This window comes from Myxococcus sp. AB036A (assembly GCF_006547355.1).
Taxonomy (GTDB): domain Bacteria; phylum Myxococcota; class Myxococcia; order Myxococcales; family Myxococcaceae; genus Myxococcus; species Myxococcus virescens.
Window position 1 is genome coordinate 73,265 of record NZ_VHLC01000001.1, and the last position, 16,408, is coordinate 89,672.

The following is a 16,408-nucleotide window of genomic DNA, read 5'->3' on the forward strand; positions in this document are numbered from 1 at the left end:
CGCTACGCTTCGACCGGACGCAGCGTGCCCGCGCTCATCCGGTTGAAGCGCCACAGCAACGCCACGGCCACGGTGATGAGGCCCGCGCACAGGCCCCACCAGATGCCCACTACGCCCAGGCCCAGCTTGAAGCCCAACAGCAGCGTCAGCGGCAGGCCAATGGCGTAGTGCCCCACCATGTTGGCCAGGAAGGTGAAGCGCGTGTCACCCGTGCCGCGCAGCACGCCCGCGCCCACGCCCTGCACGCCGTCGAACACCTGGAAGATGGCGCTCACCATCAGCAGCGGCACCACCAGCGGCAACACGTCATCGGGGGCCCCCGCCAGCCGCGCCAGGGACTGTGGGAACAGCGCGAACACCAGGCCCCCCAGCGCCATGAAACCCGCGCCGCCCGCGAAGGCCATGAATCCGCTCAACCGCGCCTGAGGCGTGTTGTGCGAACCCACCGCCCAGCCCACCCTCACGCTGCCCGCGTTGCCAATGCCCATGGCCACGGTGAAGGTGACGCTCGCGAAGGAGATGGCAATCTGGTGCGCACCCACGCTCGCTGGGCCCAGCCCCGCCGCCAGGACGCCTGCCAGCGCGAACACGCCAATCTCCGCCGCGATGTGGAGCCCAATGGGGATGCCCAGCTTCACCGCTTGCGCCAGGTCGGCCCACACCGGCAGGCGCGTGGAGCGCACCGCCCCCTCCAGGGGCCGCGCCCGCACCGCGAGCACGACGACGGCCAGTTGCACCCCGGTGCACAGCGTCGTGGCCAGCGCCGAGCCCGCCACGCCCATGGCCGGAATCGCGCGCAGCGGCCCGAAGACGGGCGGCAGCACCTCGCCGCCAAATACGAGCAGGATGTCCGCGCCCAGGTTGAAGATGTTGGCCACGACGGTCGCGATGACCAGCGGCCGCGTGAAGGCCGTTGACTGGCAGTAGGAGCGCACCGAGAGGAAGGCCAGCATCAACGGCATGCTGGGCGCGCGCCACACCAGGTAGTCCCGCGCACCCGCCACCTCGTCCGGGCCGACTCCCGCCAGCAGCAGCAGCGGCGGCGTCAGCAAGAGCAGCAAGGCCAGCAGCACGCCCGCGAACAGGGCCAGCCACCCGCCCTGCCACAGCAGCGCCCGCGCCCGGGTGAACTGCCGGGCCCCCATCGCCTGCGAGAGCAGCGGATCGAAGCCCATCATCAGGCCCATGCCGAAGCCGCTGACGGCGAAGAAGAGGCCGTTGCCCAACCCCACCGAGGCCAGCGCGGACGTCCCCGCGCGGCCCACCACCAGCGTATCCACCAACCCCATGAGCGCCTGCCCACCCTGGGCGATGGCGATGGGAACCGCCAGCCGAGCCAGCTCCCGGAGCTCGGTGCGGGGGGAATTCACGGAGGACGTTGGCAACACGGCGGTGGACATGGGAAGTGCGCCTATAGCGCCTTCCGGCAGGGAATGCGCTGCCCACGTCCGACGCGCCACGCCTCCCTCGCCTGACCGGAAGGCCCGGTCACACACCCGTGATGCGTCCCCCTGGGACACCCGGCGTCCCAGGGGGCAAGCCCCCGTTACGGCAGCATGGGCGGATGGAAGGGCGCGGTGACCAGCGGCGTCTGGAGGCTGTCCACGTGGGACACGCGCAGCCCCGCGTCGGAGATGGTGTAGACGTAGTCGTCCGCCATGATGCTGCGGCGCACCGTGGGCTGCCAGTACCAGCTCCAGTGCCGGAAGTTGAGCGACTGGTACATGTCCCGAACGGAGACGGTGCCCACCGGCGAGAAGCCCGTGGCCGTGTCCACGCGGAAGACGCGCAGCTCGCTGCGGAAGCCGGACCAGTAGTCGTAGGCGCTGTAGTCCCAGTCCGTGAAGGGCAGGGCCAGCAATCCCTTGGCGGGGAAGTAGGTGAAGGCCTTGTGCTCGTAGAGCGCCTCGCTGTGGCTGCCCATCGAGCCCAGCAGCTGCGTGAAGGTCTCCCGGGGCTGCGCCAAATCACTCACGTCGAAGAGCGACAGCTTGAGGGCGCGGTCCTGCCAGGTGCCGTCCTCGTTGCGGTGCTCGCCGAAGGTGAGCAGGTGCGTGTCACCCAGCGGGTGGATGTACGTGGAGAAGCCCGGAATCTTCAGCTCGCCCACCTTGCGCGGGTTCGCCGGGTCGCTCAGGTCGAAGGTGAAGAGCGGGTCCACCTGCCGGAAGGTGACGACGTAGCCGCGCGTGCCCATGAAGCGCGCGCTGAAGATGCGCTCACCCCGGGCCAGGTCCTCGCTGCGGCCCAGCTCCTTCAGGTGCCCGTCCCGCGCATGCAGCGTCACCACGCGGTTGACCGTCTCCGGAGGCGTCCACACGGTGTCCCCGCCGTTCCCGGTCCCCGGGTTCTCCGGTGGGAGCTCCACGGTGGTGGCCACCCGCAGCACGCCCTCGCGCTCGTCCATGGCGAACTGGTTGACGATGTATCCCTCCACCGTGCCGCTGCCCACGTAGGTGGCCTGGTCCGGGTCGCGGATGTCGAACTTGTGGAGGTACGTGTGCGGCGTCTGGCCGGGCTCCGGCCACCACCACCAGTGGCGAGACGCCACGTAGAGCGCCTCATGGGACGCGTACACCTCGCCGGGCGTGCCCACCACGCTGGTCCGGCTGGGCGACGAATCCTCCGCGTCCAGGTTCAGCGACAGCACCGACATCAGGCCCAGCCCGGTGGGCCCGTTGACGCGGTAGAACGACGTGCAGTCATACGCGAGCGGCTTCACCTCGCCGTCCGCCGTCACGCGCCGGCCCTTCGGCAGCCAGTCCTCCAACGACTGCGCGCGGATGCGCTGCTCGTTCTGCTTGATGAGCGCGTCGATGGACGCGACCAGCCGGGAGCGGTCATCGAAGAACCCCGGCGAGTATTCGGGATAGAGGCGCACGTCCGCTGGCCAGCGGAACCCGTCCGAGAACACCAGCCGCACCGCGCTGTCCACGCGCCGGGCGTTGATGTAGCCGCCGGGCAGGTAGACCTGCTCCAGCACCCGAGGCGCCTCCAGGTCCGCCACGTCCACCACCGTCACCTTCACGGTGTTGCTGTACGCAGGGCCACAACCGAAACCGGCGCAGTCGACGACTGGCATGTCGTCCATGCCGCGGCCCCCCGCCACCGTCCCGGGGCGGTCCTCGGCCACCGCCGAGGTGATGACCAGCCGGTTGCGCTCGGCGTCGAGCAGCATCTCGCGCGGCCAGCCCTCCACCTCCAGCACGGCCGTCCGCGTGAGCTGCTCCGCGGGCCACGAACGGTGGATGTAGAGCCGGGGGCCCGACAGCACGAAGATGCGCGTGCCGTCGTTCTGCACGAAGTCGGCCTCGTGCACGCCGGCGACCTGGTTGTTCGTGCCCGTGTAGTCGTTGGGCCTGTCGCCGCCTCCGGAGGAGTCCTCTTGGGGGGGGCCCGCCGTGGGCGACTCATCGCCGCGGCCACCGGCGTAGGCGTACTGCTTGTAGACCTCCAGCGACGCGCGCATCTGCTTCGTCGCCGTGTCCTCGATGTGCTGCTCCAGGGCCTCACAGCCAGGGAAGCTCTCCAGCCGGGCCTCCTGCTGCACGGGCTCGTTGTCGACCGGGGACAACGGCTTGTTGCCCTCGTCACACCCCACCGCGACGACAGCCACCACTCCGGCCCAGCTCCAGCGTTTCCACTGCCGCATTCGACCCTCCCGTTGCACTTCGGCCCCACTGACGGCCCCCCGGGCCTCCCCGGTGCCACGCCAGCGGCGGCCGGGACATCTGCCACCGGCGTGCCAGGGCACTGGCCCCCTGGGAACCCCGGCCCCGCCACCCGGTGCGGGCGTCCTCGCCTCTCAGAAACCTGAGGCGCGCGGCGAACCTGGAGCCGGAAAACCGAGGCCCCGGGGCACGAAGCGGACGAACTGCTGGGTGAGCACCGGGTCCATGTGCTCCAGCCGCAACCCCATGCCCACCGAGGACCGGAAGACGCCCTGCGGCAGGGGCGGGTTGGACCACGCCACCGTCGCCTCGGCGGTGCAGGGCGCGCGCTGGCCCGCGAGCAACACCTTCAGCGTCAGCCGGGTGCCCTCGCGCGCCGGCGTCAGGGTGCGCACGAAGAGCGCGCCCGGCCCCGCGTCATGGCTGAAGCCCGACAGCGTCGCCCCGTTGGGCGTGGTGAACTCCACCACCGTGAAGAAGGGCACGCGCTCCGCGGCGCGCAGCGGGGCGTGGCCCGGAAGCAGTCGCCCCAGGACGCAGCCGAGCAGCTCGTCCGCGCCCATGTGACGCTTCTCCAGGAGCGGCGCGCCACCCAGCGCCTGCGCCCGGGCGAGCACCTCCTGCGACTCCTCCGCGCGCGACAGCAGCACCAGCGGCTTGCGCGGGTGCGCGTCGTGGAGCTTCGTGGCCAGGGCCAGCGCCTCGCGTGGCGTGCGCGACACGTCCACCACGAAGCCATCCAGCTGCGCGCCGTGCTCCGCCGCCAGGTTCGCCGCGTCCCCCATGTCCCGCGCGTAGAGGACGTGGAGGCCCTCCTGCTCCAACGAGCCGCCCAGGAAGGTGTGCAGGAAGCGCCCGCCCTCCACCAGCAGCACCCGGCGCCCACGCGGCAGGCCCTCGCGGACACGCTCCCGGGCCTGGCGCACCGCGGCCAGCTTCGCCTCCAGAGCGCCCAGCGCCACCGGCTTGGGCAGGAAGTCGTCGGCGCCCGCGCGCCAGCAGTGCATCACCTCGTGGGGCTCGCCGCCGGAGGTGAACATGATGACGGGCACGTTGCGCCCCGCGGCGTGTGCCTTCACCAGCCGGCACACCTCGTCCCCCTGCATGCGCTCCATGCGCAGGTCCAACAGGATGAGCGCCGGGGTGCGCCGGGCCAGCTCGGCCATGCACGCCTCGCCACCCTCCAGCGCCACCGCCTCGCAGCCCAGCCGTGTCAGGTGCAGGCGCACCACCTCCCGGGCGGTACGGGAGTCATCCACCACGAACACGGTGTCACGCGCGTTGGGAGGAGGGCTCATACGTTCACGGATAGGTGGAAAGGGGTGCCAAGGCCACCGGCGCCCGGGGCCACCGTTCGGGGATGGACGCTCAGGCGCGAGGCTCCTGGCGACCAGACAACAGCCGCGTGAGCTGCTTGGCAATGGTGGCGCATTGCGCCGCGTTGCCGCTGTCGAGGGCAGAGCGGCCACCATCCAACAGACGCTGCACCGTGCCCAGGGTGGCCTGCGCCTCCGGGCTGGGGTTCTCCTGCGCGCTGCGCTGGAGCAGCCGCGCCAGCTTCTCCCCGCGCTCCAGCAGCTTGCGGAACAGCTCCTCCGCGCGCTTCGCGTCCACCACGCCCTGCGAGCGCGCGTAGTGGGCCTGCTCCGCGCCCAGCTTCTCCGCCTCGCCCTGCGGCAGCCCCGCACGGGCCTCCAGCCGCACGGCCTCCATGTTGCCTGAGGTCAGGTCCGTGGCCTTGACGGACAGGATGGCCTCGCTGGACAGCTCGAAGACGACCTCCAGCGGCACCTCTCCGCGCGCGGCGACGTGGAGGCGCTTCAGCACCACCTCGCCCAGCTTGTAGTTCTCGTCCTGGAACTCGCTCTCGCCCTGGTACACGGGGATGCGCGCTTCCTGCTGGCCGGAGCTGCCCGGATAGAAGATGTCCCGCGCCACCACCGGCACGCCGGTGTTCTTCTGGATGAGCCGCTTCACGCGCCCACCCATGACGCCCACGCCCAGGCTCTGGGCGGCGACGTCCAGCAGCAGCGCCTGACCGGACTGGCGGACGAGCTCGTCGGCCTGCACCGCGGCGCCCAGCGCGACGGCCTCCTCCGGGTGCACGTCCGTGGAGGGCGCGCGGCCGAAGAAGTCCGCCACCAGCCGCCGCACCAGCGGCACGCGCGTCATGCCGCCCACCAGCAGCACCACGTCCACCGCGTGGGGGTCCATGTTCGCCTCGCGCATCACCGACTCGCAGACATCGAGGCAGCGGCGCGACAGCGGCTCGGACAGCGTTTCGAAGAAGGAGCGCGTCAGCACCGTCTCCAGCTCCACCATCCGCTTGCCGGGCGCCGAATGGTCGCCCAGCCCGGCGACATAGATAGACGCCTCTTCCTTCTCGGTGAGCTCGCGCTTGGCGGACTCGGCGGCCACCTTCAGCCGGCGCAGGCTCTGCGCGTCCTGCGACACCACGTGCCGCAGCTCATCGTCCACCTGCGCCAGGAGCCACTGGACGATGCGCTGGTCGAAGTCCTCGCCACCCAGCCGCGGATCGCCGCCGGTGGCGCGCACCTCGAAGACACCGGACTTCACCTCGAGGATGGACACATCGAAGGTGCCACCGCCCAGGTCGAACACCAGCGCGTTGCCTTCGAAGCCGCGTGACAGGCCATACGCCAGCGCCGCGGCGGTGGGCTCGTTCACCAGCCGCACCACGTCCAGCCCGGCGATGCTGGCCGCCTCGCGCGTGGCCTGCCGCTGGTTGTCGTCGAAGTTGGCCGGAACCGTGATGACACACTTGGTGACGGGGCGGCCGAAGTGCGCCTGCGCGTCCAGGGCCAGCTCGCCCAGAATCATCGCGGACACCTGCGTGACGGGCATCACCCGCCCGGCGAGCCGCACGCGCACGTCGCCAGAGGGCCCGGCCACCAGCGGATACGGCACCAGCGCCTTCGCCTCCTGCACCAGCTCCGGCGTGTAGCGGCGCCCCAGGAAACGCTTGGTGGCCCACACCACGGAGTCCGGGTGTTCCTCGCCCAGTGCTTGTGCCGCGGCGCCCACCACGCGCTCACCGGCTTTGTTCACGCCCAGCGTGGACGGCGTCAACCGGCCACCCGCGCGCGGGGGAATCATACGCGGGCGTCCGTCTTCCACGGTCGCCACGGCGCTGTTGGTAGTACCCAGGTCGATGCCGATGACGAGGTCAAGCATGGGGGGCCGAGAGGACACCACCCTACGGGTGTTCGCGCCAGCTCGCCAAGCCCCCTTCCCGCGCCTTCCTGCCGATAAGCGCCGCTTTCCCGCGCCACGGCCCGGGCCAGCAAGCGTGCCCCCGGTGACAGGGCTTCGCGATGCCAGGGACGTTGCTCGGGGGAAATCCCCGTGCTAAGGGCGCGACCGCCATGGTGAACGTGTCGATCGCCCGCCGCTACGCCCGCGCCCTCCTCGATGTCGCTTCGGAGGCGGGCCGCACTGACGCCGTCGCCGAGCAGCTCACCGCCTTCGCCGACGTCATCGCGAAGAACGCCGAGCTGACGGATGTGCTCGTCAACCCCGCCTACACCCGCGAGCAGCGCCTGCGGGTGGTGGAGTCGGTGATGCAGGCCATCCCCGGCGGCGTGGAGGCCACGCTGGCCAACACCCTCCGCCTGCTGGTGGACCGCAACCGCCTGGGCTACCTGGCGGACATCGCCCGCCTCTTCCGTGACATGGCGGACGCCCGTGCCGGCCGCGTCCGGGGCCACGTCACCAGCGCCGCGCCGCTTCCGGCCGACGCCCTTGCCCAGCTCCAGCAGACCCTGCAGCAGCTGACCCAGCGCAACGTCCTCCTGGAGACGCGCGTGGACCCCAGCCTGTTGGGTGGTGTCTCCGCCCAGGTGGGCAGCATCCTCTACGACGGCAGCATCCGGACCCAGCTCGAAGAGATGCGCCGCGAACTGAAGCAGCGCTGAAGCCCGCCCGCTCGCCGGGCAACCAACGTTCCAGGTCGTCTTCATCACCCCGCAGTCCAGGGCTAACCGGTATTTCCAGCGGACCCTGACAGCGGTATACTCTCAGGTGGTGCGGGACAGCCCCGCGCCGCCTGGACGACCTGACCATGCCGCAGTCCCTACTCCACCGGTATTCCGAAGGTCCGTCCACGCTGGCGGCGCCCGAGGAGGCTCGGCCCTTTCTGGGGGCCCTCCTGAGCGCGGCGGGTTGTGGGGTGGCCCTACTGGACCGGGAGCTGCGTCCCGTGTGGGTGAATGCCACGCTGGCGGCGCTGTCCGGTCTGGAGCCGCGCGCGCACGTGGGCCGTCCTCTCGCGGAGCTGTGGCCGCAGGTGGCGCAGGCCCTGTCACCGCTGCTGGCCCGGGCACTCTCCGGAGAGGACGTCACGGATGCCCCTGTGCGGGGCGTGCTGGCCCCCGCCGCGGGTGAGCGGCACCTGCGGGTGGGCCTGTCCCCCGCGCTGCAGGGCGGCACGCTGGCGGGGGTGGCGTTGTGGGTGCGCGACGAGACGGAGCGCTTCCTCGAGGAGCAGCGCCTGCGCGCGCGGGAGTCCCACATGCGCAGCCTGGCGGACGTGGCCTGCGACGGGCACTTCCTGCATGACAACGGCATCGTGATGGACGCCAACCGCGCGATGTCGCAGCTGCTGGGCTACGCGTCACCCTCAGAGATGATCGGCCGGCACCTGGCGGACTACGTCGCCCCGGAGTTCCGCTCGCAGGTGGGGTTGGTGCTCAGCCGCGGGCTGGAGGCCCCCTATGAGGTGGTCGTCCTCCGCCGGGATGGCCAGCGGCTGCCCCTGGAGGTGCTGGGGCGCTACGTGACGTGGGAAGGCCGGCAGGTGCGGCTGGTCGCCGTCTGGGACATCAGCAGCCGCAAGGCCGCGGAGGAGTTCTCCGCGAACACCGAGCAGTTCCGGCACCAGATGCTGGGCGCCGTCGACGCGGAGCTGCGAGCGCCCCTGCAATCGCTGCGGGACGGCACGCGCTCCCTGCAGCGGCTGGACGGTCTGGAGGAACCGCAGCGCACCCTGGTGAGCCAGGTGGCCCGGTCCGCCCGGCGCATGGAGCGGATGCTCCAGGAGTTGATGGACTTCACCCGCGCGCGGCTGGCGGGCGGACTGGCGCTGCGGCCAGAGCCCGCCGTGCTGGATGCGGTGGTGGCGCGCGTCGTGGAGGAGCGCCGCCGTGAGCATCCCGAGCGAACCCTCCACCTGGAGACGGAAGGCGACCTGCGCGGGCACTGGGACACCCACCGGCTGGCGCAGCTGGCCGACAACCTCCTGGGCAGCGTGCTCCTTCAAGGGGCCGAGGATTCGCCGGTCACCCTCCGCGCGGTGGGCGCGGTGGGCGGCGTCACGATGTGTGTGAGGAGCCCCGGACTCACGGTGGCGGCGGAGGAGCGCCCCTCCCTCTTCGAGCCCTTCCGCAGGGAGCGCGGCGCCACGCCAGAGGGCCTGGGCCTGGGGCTCTACATCGCCAGGCAGATCGCCGTGGCCCACGGCGGGAAGCTGGCGGTGGAGTCCTGCTCCGAGGGCGGCATGAGCTTCACCGCCTGGCTACCCCGCGAGGGGCCGGGGCATTGAAGGCCTCCGCGCCTGGTACCGCCTCAACGGCGGCTGATGCACCAGAGTAGCCAGGCCCGATTCTGGCCCACCCCTGGAGCGTCTTTGCGCAGCCGCCTGTCCCACTCCTGAACGGGCGTCCTCTCCCACCCCGTGGCGGGTGGCGCGGACCGCATTGCAGCGGGTGGGTGTGCGTGGTAAGGGGCCCCGACTTCAAGGTTTCGGCGGCCTGCTCCACGTCGGCCGCCCCTGCGCAAGGACGCATACGCTCATGGAAATCCGCGCCGACGAGATCAGCAGAATCATCCGGGAGCAGATCAAGGACTACGGGAAGAAGGTCACCGTCGCGGAGACGGGTACCGTGCTGTCCGTCGGTGACGGTATCGCGCGCATCTACGGCCTCGAGGGCGCGCTCGCCGGTGAGCTCGTGGAGTTCGCCAACGGCGTGCAGGGCCTCGTCCTCAACCTGGAAGAGGACAACGTCGGCGTCGCCATCATGGGTGACTTCCAGTCCATCCGCGAGGGTGACACGGTCAAGCGCACCCAGCAGATTGCCTCCGTGCCCGTGGGCAAGGAGCTGCTCGGCCGCGTGGTGGACCCGCTCGGCAAGCCGCTGGACGGCAAGGGCCCCATCGCCGCCACCGAGACGCGCCGCCTGGAAGTGAAGGCGCCCGGCATCGTGTCCCGCAAGAGCGTGCACGAGCCCCTGCAGACGGGCATCAAGGCGCTGGACGCGCTGGTGCCGGTGGGTCGTGGTCAGCGCGAACTCATCATCGGTGACCGCCAGACGGGCAAGACGGCCGTCGCCATCGACACCATCATCAACCAGAAGGGCCTGAACGTTTACTGCATCTACGTGGCCATCGGCCAGAAGCAGTCGACGGTGGCCCAGGTGGTGGAGAAGCTGAACCGCTACGGCGCCATGGAGTACACCACGGTGGTGGCGTCCAACGCCTCCGACCCGGCCCCCATGCAGTTCTTCGCGCCGTACGCCGGCGTGGCCATGGGCGAGTACTTCCGCGACAACAAGATGCACGCGCTCATCGTGTACGACGACCTGTCCAAGCAGGCCGTGGCGTACCGCCAGCTGTCGCTGCTGCTCCGCCGTCCGCCGGGCCGCGAGGCGTACCCCGGTGACGTGTTCTACGTGCACAGCCGCCTGCTGGAGCGCGCCGCCAAGCTGTCCGACGAGGAGGGCGCCGGTTCGCTCACCGCGCTCCCCATCATCGAGACGCAGGCCGGTGACGTGTCGGCGTACATCCCGACGAACGTCATCTCCATCACCGACGGGCAGATCTTCCTCGAGACGGACCTCTTCTTCGCCGGCGTCCGCCCGGCCATCAACGTGGGCCTCTCCGTGTCCCGCGTCGGTTCGGCCGCGCAGATCAAGGCCATGAAGCAGGTCGCCGGCACCATGAAGCTGGAGCTCGCGCAGTACCGCGAGCTGGCCGCCTTCGCCCAGTTCGGCTCCGACCTCGACAAGGCCACCCAGGAGACGCTGGCGCGCGGCGCCCGCATGGTGGAGCTGCTCAAGCAGGGCCAGTACGAGCCCATGCCCGTCGAGAAGCAGGTCATGCAGATCTACGCCGCCACCAACCGCGACGACCCCAAGAAGCGCGGCTGGATTCGCGACATCCCGACGGCCGACGTGGTGCGCTGGATGCGTGAGTTCCTGGAGTTCGCCGACGGCAAGCACCCGAACGTCGCCAAGGACCTGGCGTCGAAGCGCGAGCTGACCGCCGACATCAAGACGGCGCTGAGCAAGGCCATCACCGAGTTCAACGAGGTCTTCCAGCCGACGCCGGGCGCCAAGGTTTAACGCCCTCGCCGGTTGTGACCCACGAGCCCCGCCCTCCCTTCACCGGGAGGCGGGGCTTCGTGCTTGCGGGCCCGGCCTTCAGCGAAGGCGGGGCAGCACGCCGTGCAGGCTGCGGTCCACGCCGCCGCGCGCGCCCAGCAGCTCCATGGCCTTCAGCTCGTAGGGCAGCACGTTGTCACGGGCCACCAGCTGCACGTGCGCGCCCAGCGCGGCGGGCAGCGCCAGGTCCAGCTCGTAGATGTCACCGGCCACCAGCGTCTGCTCCGGCGTGGTGCCAGTGGACTCCCAGACGCGCTTGAGGGCCTCGAAGTACCGGCCCCGGCGCAGGTAGACGGGGCGGCGCAGCACGCCGTCCAGCGTCTGCGTCTCCGGCACCGCGGTGAAGCGGGCATCCGCCGTGTCCGGCGGGTCCAGGAGGAACTTGCGCGCATCCCCGGACACCGTCAGCTTCTCGCGCCCCTTGGGCGCCAGCTGGTCCAGCTTCTTCTCCACCAGGTCGGTGTGCGCGTTCGTCACCACCGTCACCGGCAGGCCCGTGGCCACCAGCGCCTCCAGCACCTCCTTCGCCTCCGGCTTGAAGGCCGTGGCCGAGTGCGCGTAGGCCTCCCGGTAGAGCTTCTGCACCACGTCGGAGCGGCGGGCCTCGTCCTGGCCCTGCCCGAAGCGCTGCATGAGGCGGTGGGCCGCGCAGGTGGCCGTCAGGTACGGGTCCGCCGTGGCGGGCGCCACCACCCGGCCGCCCAAGTCCCACCCCAGCGCGTCCGCGCCCGCGCGCAACGCGGCGACTTCCTCCTCCCACGCGGCCTCCAAATCCTCGCCCAGCGCCGCCGCCAGGCCCTGCCGGAAATGCCGGAGGAAGGGCGCGCTCTCCGCCGCCACGTCCGTAAAGGTTCCGTCGAAGTCCAGCACCACGCACGCAATCGCCATCAGACCACCAGCTCCCGAAGATGAAGAAAGGGGCCGGATGACGCCTCACCCACGGGCCTCGAATCAAGCCCGCCTGCATCAACAGGCGGCCAGGCGGCCACCGCCCGCGGGAGCATCACCCCGCGGACGTTCCCCCAGCCCCCCGGGTTGTCATCCCGCCACGGAACGGCCCAACGTACAGCCCAGGCCATACCCGTGGCCTGTCGCCCATGTCCGAGCCCCTTTTGCCCTGTTCCCGTGAGACCGCCGCGGCCTCGGCGCGGGCGCGGGAATTCCTCTCCGAGGCCAGCCGCCTTCTCGCGGAGTCCCTGGACTGGGAGCGCACCCTCGCGTCAATCGTCCAGCTCGCCGTGCGCGAGTGGGCGGACGTGGCCCTGCTGGACGTGCTGGCCGCCGACGGCGCCATGGTCCCTGGCGCGCACGCCGCACGGGAGCCGTCATGGCAGCAGCGGCTGGAACAGGAACGGCCCTGTCCACCTGCCTGGGCCTCAGGAACGGACGAGGCCCCCCTGAGCGTGGCCGGCCCGGCGCCGGACTGGCTCGCGGCCCGCTCCCGGCTGGTGCTGCCGCTGAGGAAGGAGGCACGGCTGATGGGCCTGCTCACCCTTGTCTTCACGGGCGACACGGTGCTGGCAGTGGAAGTGGCGGAGGACTTCGCCCACCGCGCGGCGCTCGCGCTGGCGAACGCGCTTCAGTACCGGGAGGCGCAGGCGCGGCTCGCGGACCTCCAGGCCTTCATGAATGCCTCGCCCGTGGGCATGTCCCTCTTCGATCGGGATTTGCGCTGCCTGCGCACCAACCCCGCGCAGGCCGCCTTCAACCGCCTGCCGCAGGCGGCACACGTGGGCCGTACTCCGTCGGAGCTGATGGGACCCCGCGCCGCGCCGGTGGAGGCGGTGATGCGGGAGGTGATGCACACCGGCGTGCCCGTGGTGGACCAACTGCTGACGGACGTACACCCCGGGGAGCGGCGCCACTTCCGCATCACCTCCTTCCCCGTGTGTGACGGGGAGACGCCGGTGGGTGTGGGCACCACGGTGTCGGAGGTGACGGCGCAGAAGGTGGAGGAGGAGCGGCTGCGCTTCCTGGCCGAGGCCACCTCGCGGCTGTCCCACTCCCTGGACTGGCGCACCACGCTGCGCACCGCGGCGCAGCTGCTCGTGGGCGGGAAGCTGGCGGACTACTGCACCGTGGACGTGCTCGCCGATGACGGCCAGGGCCTGGAGCGCGTGGAGGCCCTGGCGAGTGATGCGGCCACCCAGCAACTCATGAAGGAGGCGCTGCGCTACCCACCGCCGCCCGGCTCGCGCTCGCCCATCCGCCGCGTGCTGGAGACGGGCCGCCCGGTGCTCGCCGCGCAGGTGGACCCGGACTGGCTGGACGCCCTCACCCTGTCGCCCGAGCACCGGCGGCTGATGGAGACGCTGGGCGGCCAGTCGCTGATGCTCGTCCCGCTGGTGGCGCGAGGCCGTACCTTGGGGGTGCTCAGCGTCGTCTCGCAGGACCCGCACCGGCGCTACCAGGACCGGGACCTGGACTTCCTGGAGGACCTGGCGTCCCGCACGGCGCTCGCGGTGGACAATGCCTGGCTGTACCGCGAGGCCTCGCGGGCAGTGGCCGCGCGCGACGAATTCGTCGCCATTGCCACCCACGAGCTGCGCACGCCGCTGTCCGCGCTCCAGCTCCAGCTCGCCTCGCTGTCGCGCGCGCTGGACAAGGACGTGCCGGGCCCTCCGGAGCGACAGAAGCTGGGGCTGGCCAGCGCGCAGCGGCAGGCGGAGCGGCTGTCCCACCTGGTGACGCACCTGTTCGAGGTGGCGCGCATCAGCACCGGCCGCCTGACGCTGGAGCGAGAGGACGTGGACCTGTCCGCGCTGGGGCACCGGCTGGTGACGCGCATGGAGGACGCACTGGTGGCGGCCGGCTGCGCGCCGGTGCTGCACGCCAGCGCGCCCGTGTTCGCCCATGTGGACCGCCTCCGGTTGGAGCAGGTGCTGATGAACCTGCTGTCCAACGCGATGAAGTACGCCCCGGGCCAGCCGGTGGAGCTGTCCGTGGACACGGACGGCACCGCCGCCGTCATCGCCGTGCGCGACTGGGGACCGGGCATCCCCGTGGGCGCGGACGCCCGCATCTTCGAGCGCTTCGAGCGCGCCACCGGCGAGCATGCCCGCGCCAGCCTGGGCCTGGGCCTCTACATCTCCCGCCAGATTGCCCGCGCCCACGGCGGCGAGCTGACGGTGGAAGCGCCTCCCGTGGGCCCCGGCGCGCGCTTCGTGCTGCGCCTGCCCATGGCCCAGGTGCCGCGGGCTCCCACGTCCTCCCCTTGAAGCCTACCCCGCCCAGGCCGCTAACCTCACGGACATGGAAGCGATGCAGCGAAACGAGTCGGCGCCCCCGCGCCGGGCGTGGCTGCCCTGGGGCCTGCTGGTGAGCGCGGTGCTGCTCGCCACGACAGGGGCCTGGGCGGGTTCGCGCTCCATCTCCGCCCTGGTGGAGCGCAACGACGCGCTGACACGCGAGGCAGCCGAGTCCGAGGCCCGCGTGGCCGAGCTCCAGGCCCTGCGCGAGGCCATGTCGCGCCGGCTGCGCACGCTGGAGCAGCAGCACCACGCCGCCTATGCCGCCGCGGTGACGGCCACCGCCGCGTGCACCACGGCGCTCCAGCCGCCGCCCGCGCCGGGCAAGCCCGAACCCCGGCGCCTGGCCAAGGCCAAGAAGCAGGGCCGGCGCTGAGGGCGCGTGGCCACCACGTCCACACCCCCTGAGAGGGTGTGGCCCCCCAGGCAACAAGGCCCACCGCCAACCCCGCGAAACCGCGGGCCTGAGTGCCCGGCCCGCTACGTGCTACCGCCGGAGCCACCGAGTCCCTTTCGCTCCGAGGTCCACGCTCCATGTCGCCCTTCGCGCTTCGCCCCTCCTCGCGCTCCCTGCGGGCCGCGCTCCTGTTCCTGACCGCGCTGCTGCTTCCCCAGGCCCCGGCCCGGGCCGAGCCCGGCATCCGCATCCTGAACTCGCTCCGCGCCGAGGAGCTGGCCTTCAACGCGCTCACCAGCAACCGGGCCGCGCTGGATGCCCTCACCGAGATGCCGCTGCACTCGAAGACGTTCGTCGTCGACAGCCGGCTCAAGTACGCGCTGGAGCACCCACCTGCCCGGAACGTGATGGCGTACCTCACCGAGTGCGCGCTGCCGTCCGGCGCCGCCGTGGAGTGGACCAGCCGCGCTGGCGACACGTACACCTTCAAGGGCGAGGTGGGGCTGTGCCCCGAGTGGGAGAAGGACAAGCCGAGCCAGGCCTGCCTGGGCTATGTGACGGCCTGTCTCCTGGCGCGCAACAACGCCTTCGGCCGCCGCGTGATGGTGTCCATGCGCGGCGAGGACCCGAGCGAGCCCCGGCGCTTCAACCCCTCGGGCGCCCGCGAGGAGTGGAGCCCCATGTTCCTGCCCTGCGCGTCGGGTGAGGCGGGGCTCCATGCCGAGTGCGGCTGGCTGGGGGAGAACGTGGGCACCTGCAACCCGGGTGACCCGGTGACGGTGGCCGCGGGCGCGCCCCACCCGGCCACGTGCACGGGCCAGCTGGGCCGCATCTTCGGGGACCGGGTGCTGCGCGTGTGCGAGGACCCGCGGGGCTGCGCCTGGGAGGACCGTCTGGCGGACACGCTCGGCAACCCCTGCGGCGGAATCGAGCCCAGCGTCGAGTTCAAGTGCCCCGCGAGCGGCCGCTACAGCGTCATGTCCGCGCCCTACAGCCGCGCCGCGATTCCGGGCTCGTGGGTGGCCCCGGTGGCCACCTCCGGCACCTACCCGGCCGAGCCCTTCGGCGCGTACACGTTCCGGGAGGGCGCCTTCTACGGAAACATGTTCGACTCGCGCGGCCTGACGGTGGAGGTCGTCCTCAATCAGGACACCCTCCAGCCCAAGCTCGTCAACCTGCGCTTCAAGGGCGTGGTCCATGACAACGTCCACGCCTGCCACGGCCGGGACTGGGTGGACGGCGACAGCCACCTGCGCTCGCGCATCTGCGCCAACGCCGACATCGGCGGCGAGCGCATCGCCGGCTGCATGGCCCGCGCGGAGGGCCCCTGCGAACCGGGCAGCTACAACCCCCGCGCCGCCCGCTGCAAGGTGAACGACGGCACCGCGGTGTGGGGGGACGGCGACTTCGAGGGTTGCATGGACGAGGCCGGCTTCCAGCACCCCGAGCCCATCACCGTGTACCTGCGCTCGCCCTGCGAGACGATTTCCCCCAAGACGCAGACCACCTGTGGGGTGACGTGTGACTACTCCGAGTTCCCTCCCCAGTGCTCGGACACGTGCAAGCTCAAGAAGTCCCCGGGCCAGTGCCTCCAGACGGACGCGTGCCTGAACAACCCCAAGAACTGCCCGGCGCCACCGCAACAGTGATGCGGATTGAATAAAGCAGGCCGCCCGGCGTCCAGGTCTCCGGCGG

General features: G+C 71.4%; 11 protein-coding genes. 6 read left to right on the forward strand and 5 right to left on the reverse strand.

The features are described 5' to 3' along the window. Positions 1-2: 2 nt before the first annotated feature. The 4 genes from FL344_RS00310 to FL344_RS00325 form a co-directional block, all read right to left on the reverse strand. Positions 3-1,400 (reverse strand): MATE family efflux transporter, encoded by a 1,398-nt coding sequence (locus FL344_RS00310; RefSeq protein ID WP_141588976.1) that lies wholly within the window; start codon positions 1,398-1,400, stop codon positions 3-5. Between the two features lie 146 nt (positions 1,401-1,546). Beyond that, a complete protein-coding gene (locus FL344_RS00315) occupies positions 1,547-3,652 on the reverse strand; it encodes a beta-propeller domain-containing protein (protein ID WP_141617059.1) in 2,106 nt (701 codons plus the stop codon). A gap of 153 nt (positions 3,653-3,805) precedes the next feature. Further along, a complete protein-coding gene (locus FL344_RS00320; RefSeq protein ID WP_141588974.1) occupies positions 3,806-4,969 on the reverse strand; it encodes a TIGR02266 family protein in 1,164 nt (387 codons plus the stop codon). A gap of 70 nt (positions 4,970-5,039) precedes the next feature. Further along, positions 5,040-6,866: an Hsp70 family protein gene (locus FL344_RS00325; RefSeq protein ID WP_141617060.1), complete on the reverse strand. Its 1,827-nt coding sequence runs from the start codon at positions 6,864-6,866 to the stop codon at positions 5,040-5,042. 191 nt (positions 6,867-7,057) lie between these two features. Here FL344_RS00325 and atpH point away from each other — a divergent pair, with 191 nt between their 5' ends. From atpH to atpA, 3 genes are all read left to right on the forward strand, one after another. Continuing rightward, positions 7,058-7,606: an ATP synthase F1 subunit delta gene (gene atpH, locus FL344_RS00330; RefSeq protein WP_011556945.1), complete on the forward strand. Its 549-nt coding sequence runs from the start codon at positions 7,058-7,060 to the stop codon at positions 7,604-7,606. A 146-nt stretch (positions 7,607-7,752) separates the two neighbouring features. Further along, entirely contained in the window at positions 7,753-9,231 is a 1,479-nt protein-coding gene (locus tag FL344_RS00335) for a PAS domain-containing protein (RefSeq protein ID WP_141617061.1), read from the forward strand. Positions 9,232-9,481: 250 nt separating this feature from the next. Further along, a complete protein-coding gene (atpA, locus tag FL344_RS00340; protein WP_141617062.1) occupies positions 9,482-11,029 on the forward strand; it encodes a F0F1 ATP synthase subunit alpha in 1,548 nt (515 codons plus the stop codon). A gap of 78 nt (positions 11,030-11,107) precedes the next feature. Here the strand turns inward: atpA and FL344_RS00345 are convergent, their stop codons facing one another. After that, positions 11,108-11,956 (reverse strand): HAD family hydrolase, encoded by an 849-nt coding sequence (locus FL344_RS00345; protein ID WP_141617063.1) that lies wholly within the window; start codon positions 11,954-11,956, stop codon positions 11,108-11,110. Between the two features lie 209 nt (positions 11,957-12,165). On the opposite strand from FL344_RS00345, the gene FL344_RS00350 reads away from it, so the two are divergent. From FL344_RS00350 to FL344_RS00360, 3 genes are all read left to right on the forward strand, one after another. Further along, on the forward strand, positions 12,166-14,286 hold the full coding sequence (locus FL344_RS00350) for a PAS domain-containing sensor histidine kinase (RefSeq protein WP_141617064.1): 2,121 nt from the start codon (positions 12,166-12,168) through the stop codon (positions 14,284-14,286). Between the two features lie 34 nt (positions 14,287-14,320). Next, complete coding sequence (locus FL344_RS00355; RefSeq protein WP_011556949.1) at positions 14,321-14,692, forward strand: hypothetical protein; 372 nt, start codon at positions 14,321-14,323, stop codon at positions 14,690-14,692. A gap of 158 nt (positions 14,693-14,850) precedes the next feature. Beyond that, positions 14,851-16,362 carry a hypothetical protein gene (locus FL344_RS00360; RefSeq protein WP_228564636.1) on the forward strand — a complete coding sequence of 504 codons (1,512 nt, stop codon included), beginning with the start codon at positions 14,851-14,853 and terminating at the stop codon, positions 16,360-16,362. Positions 16,363-16,408: the final 46 nt, after the last annotated feature.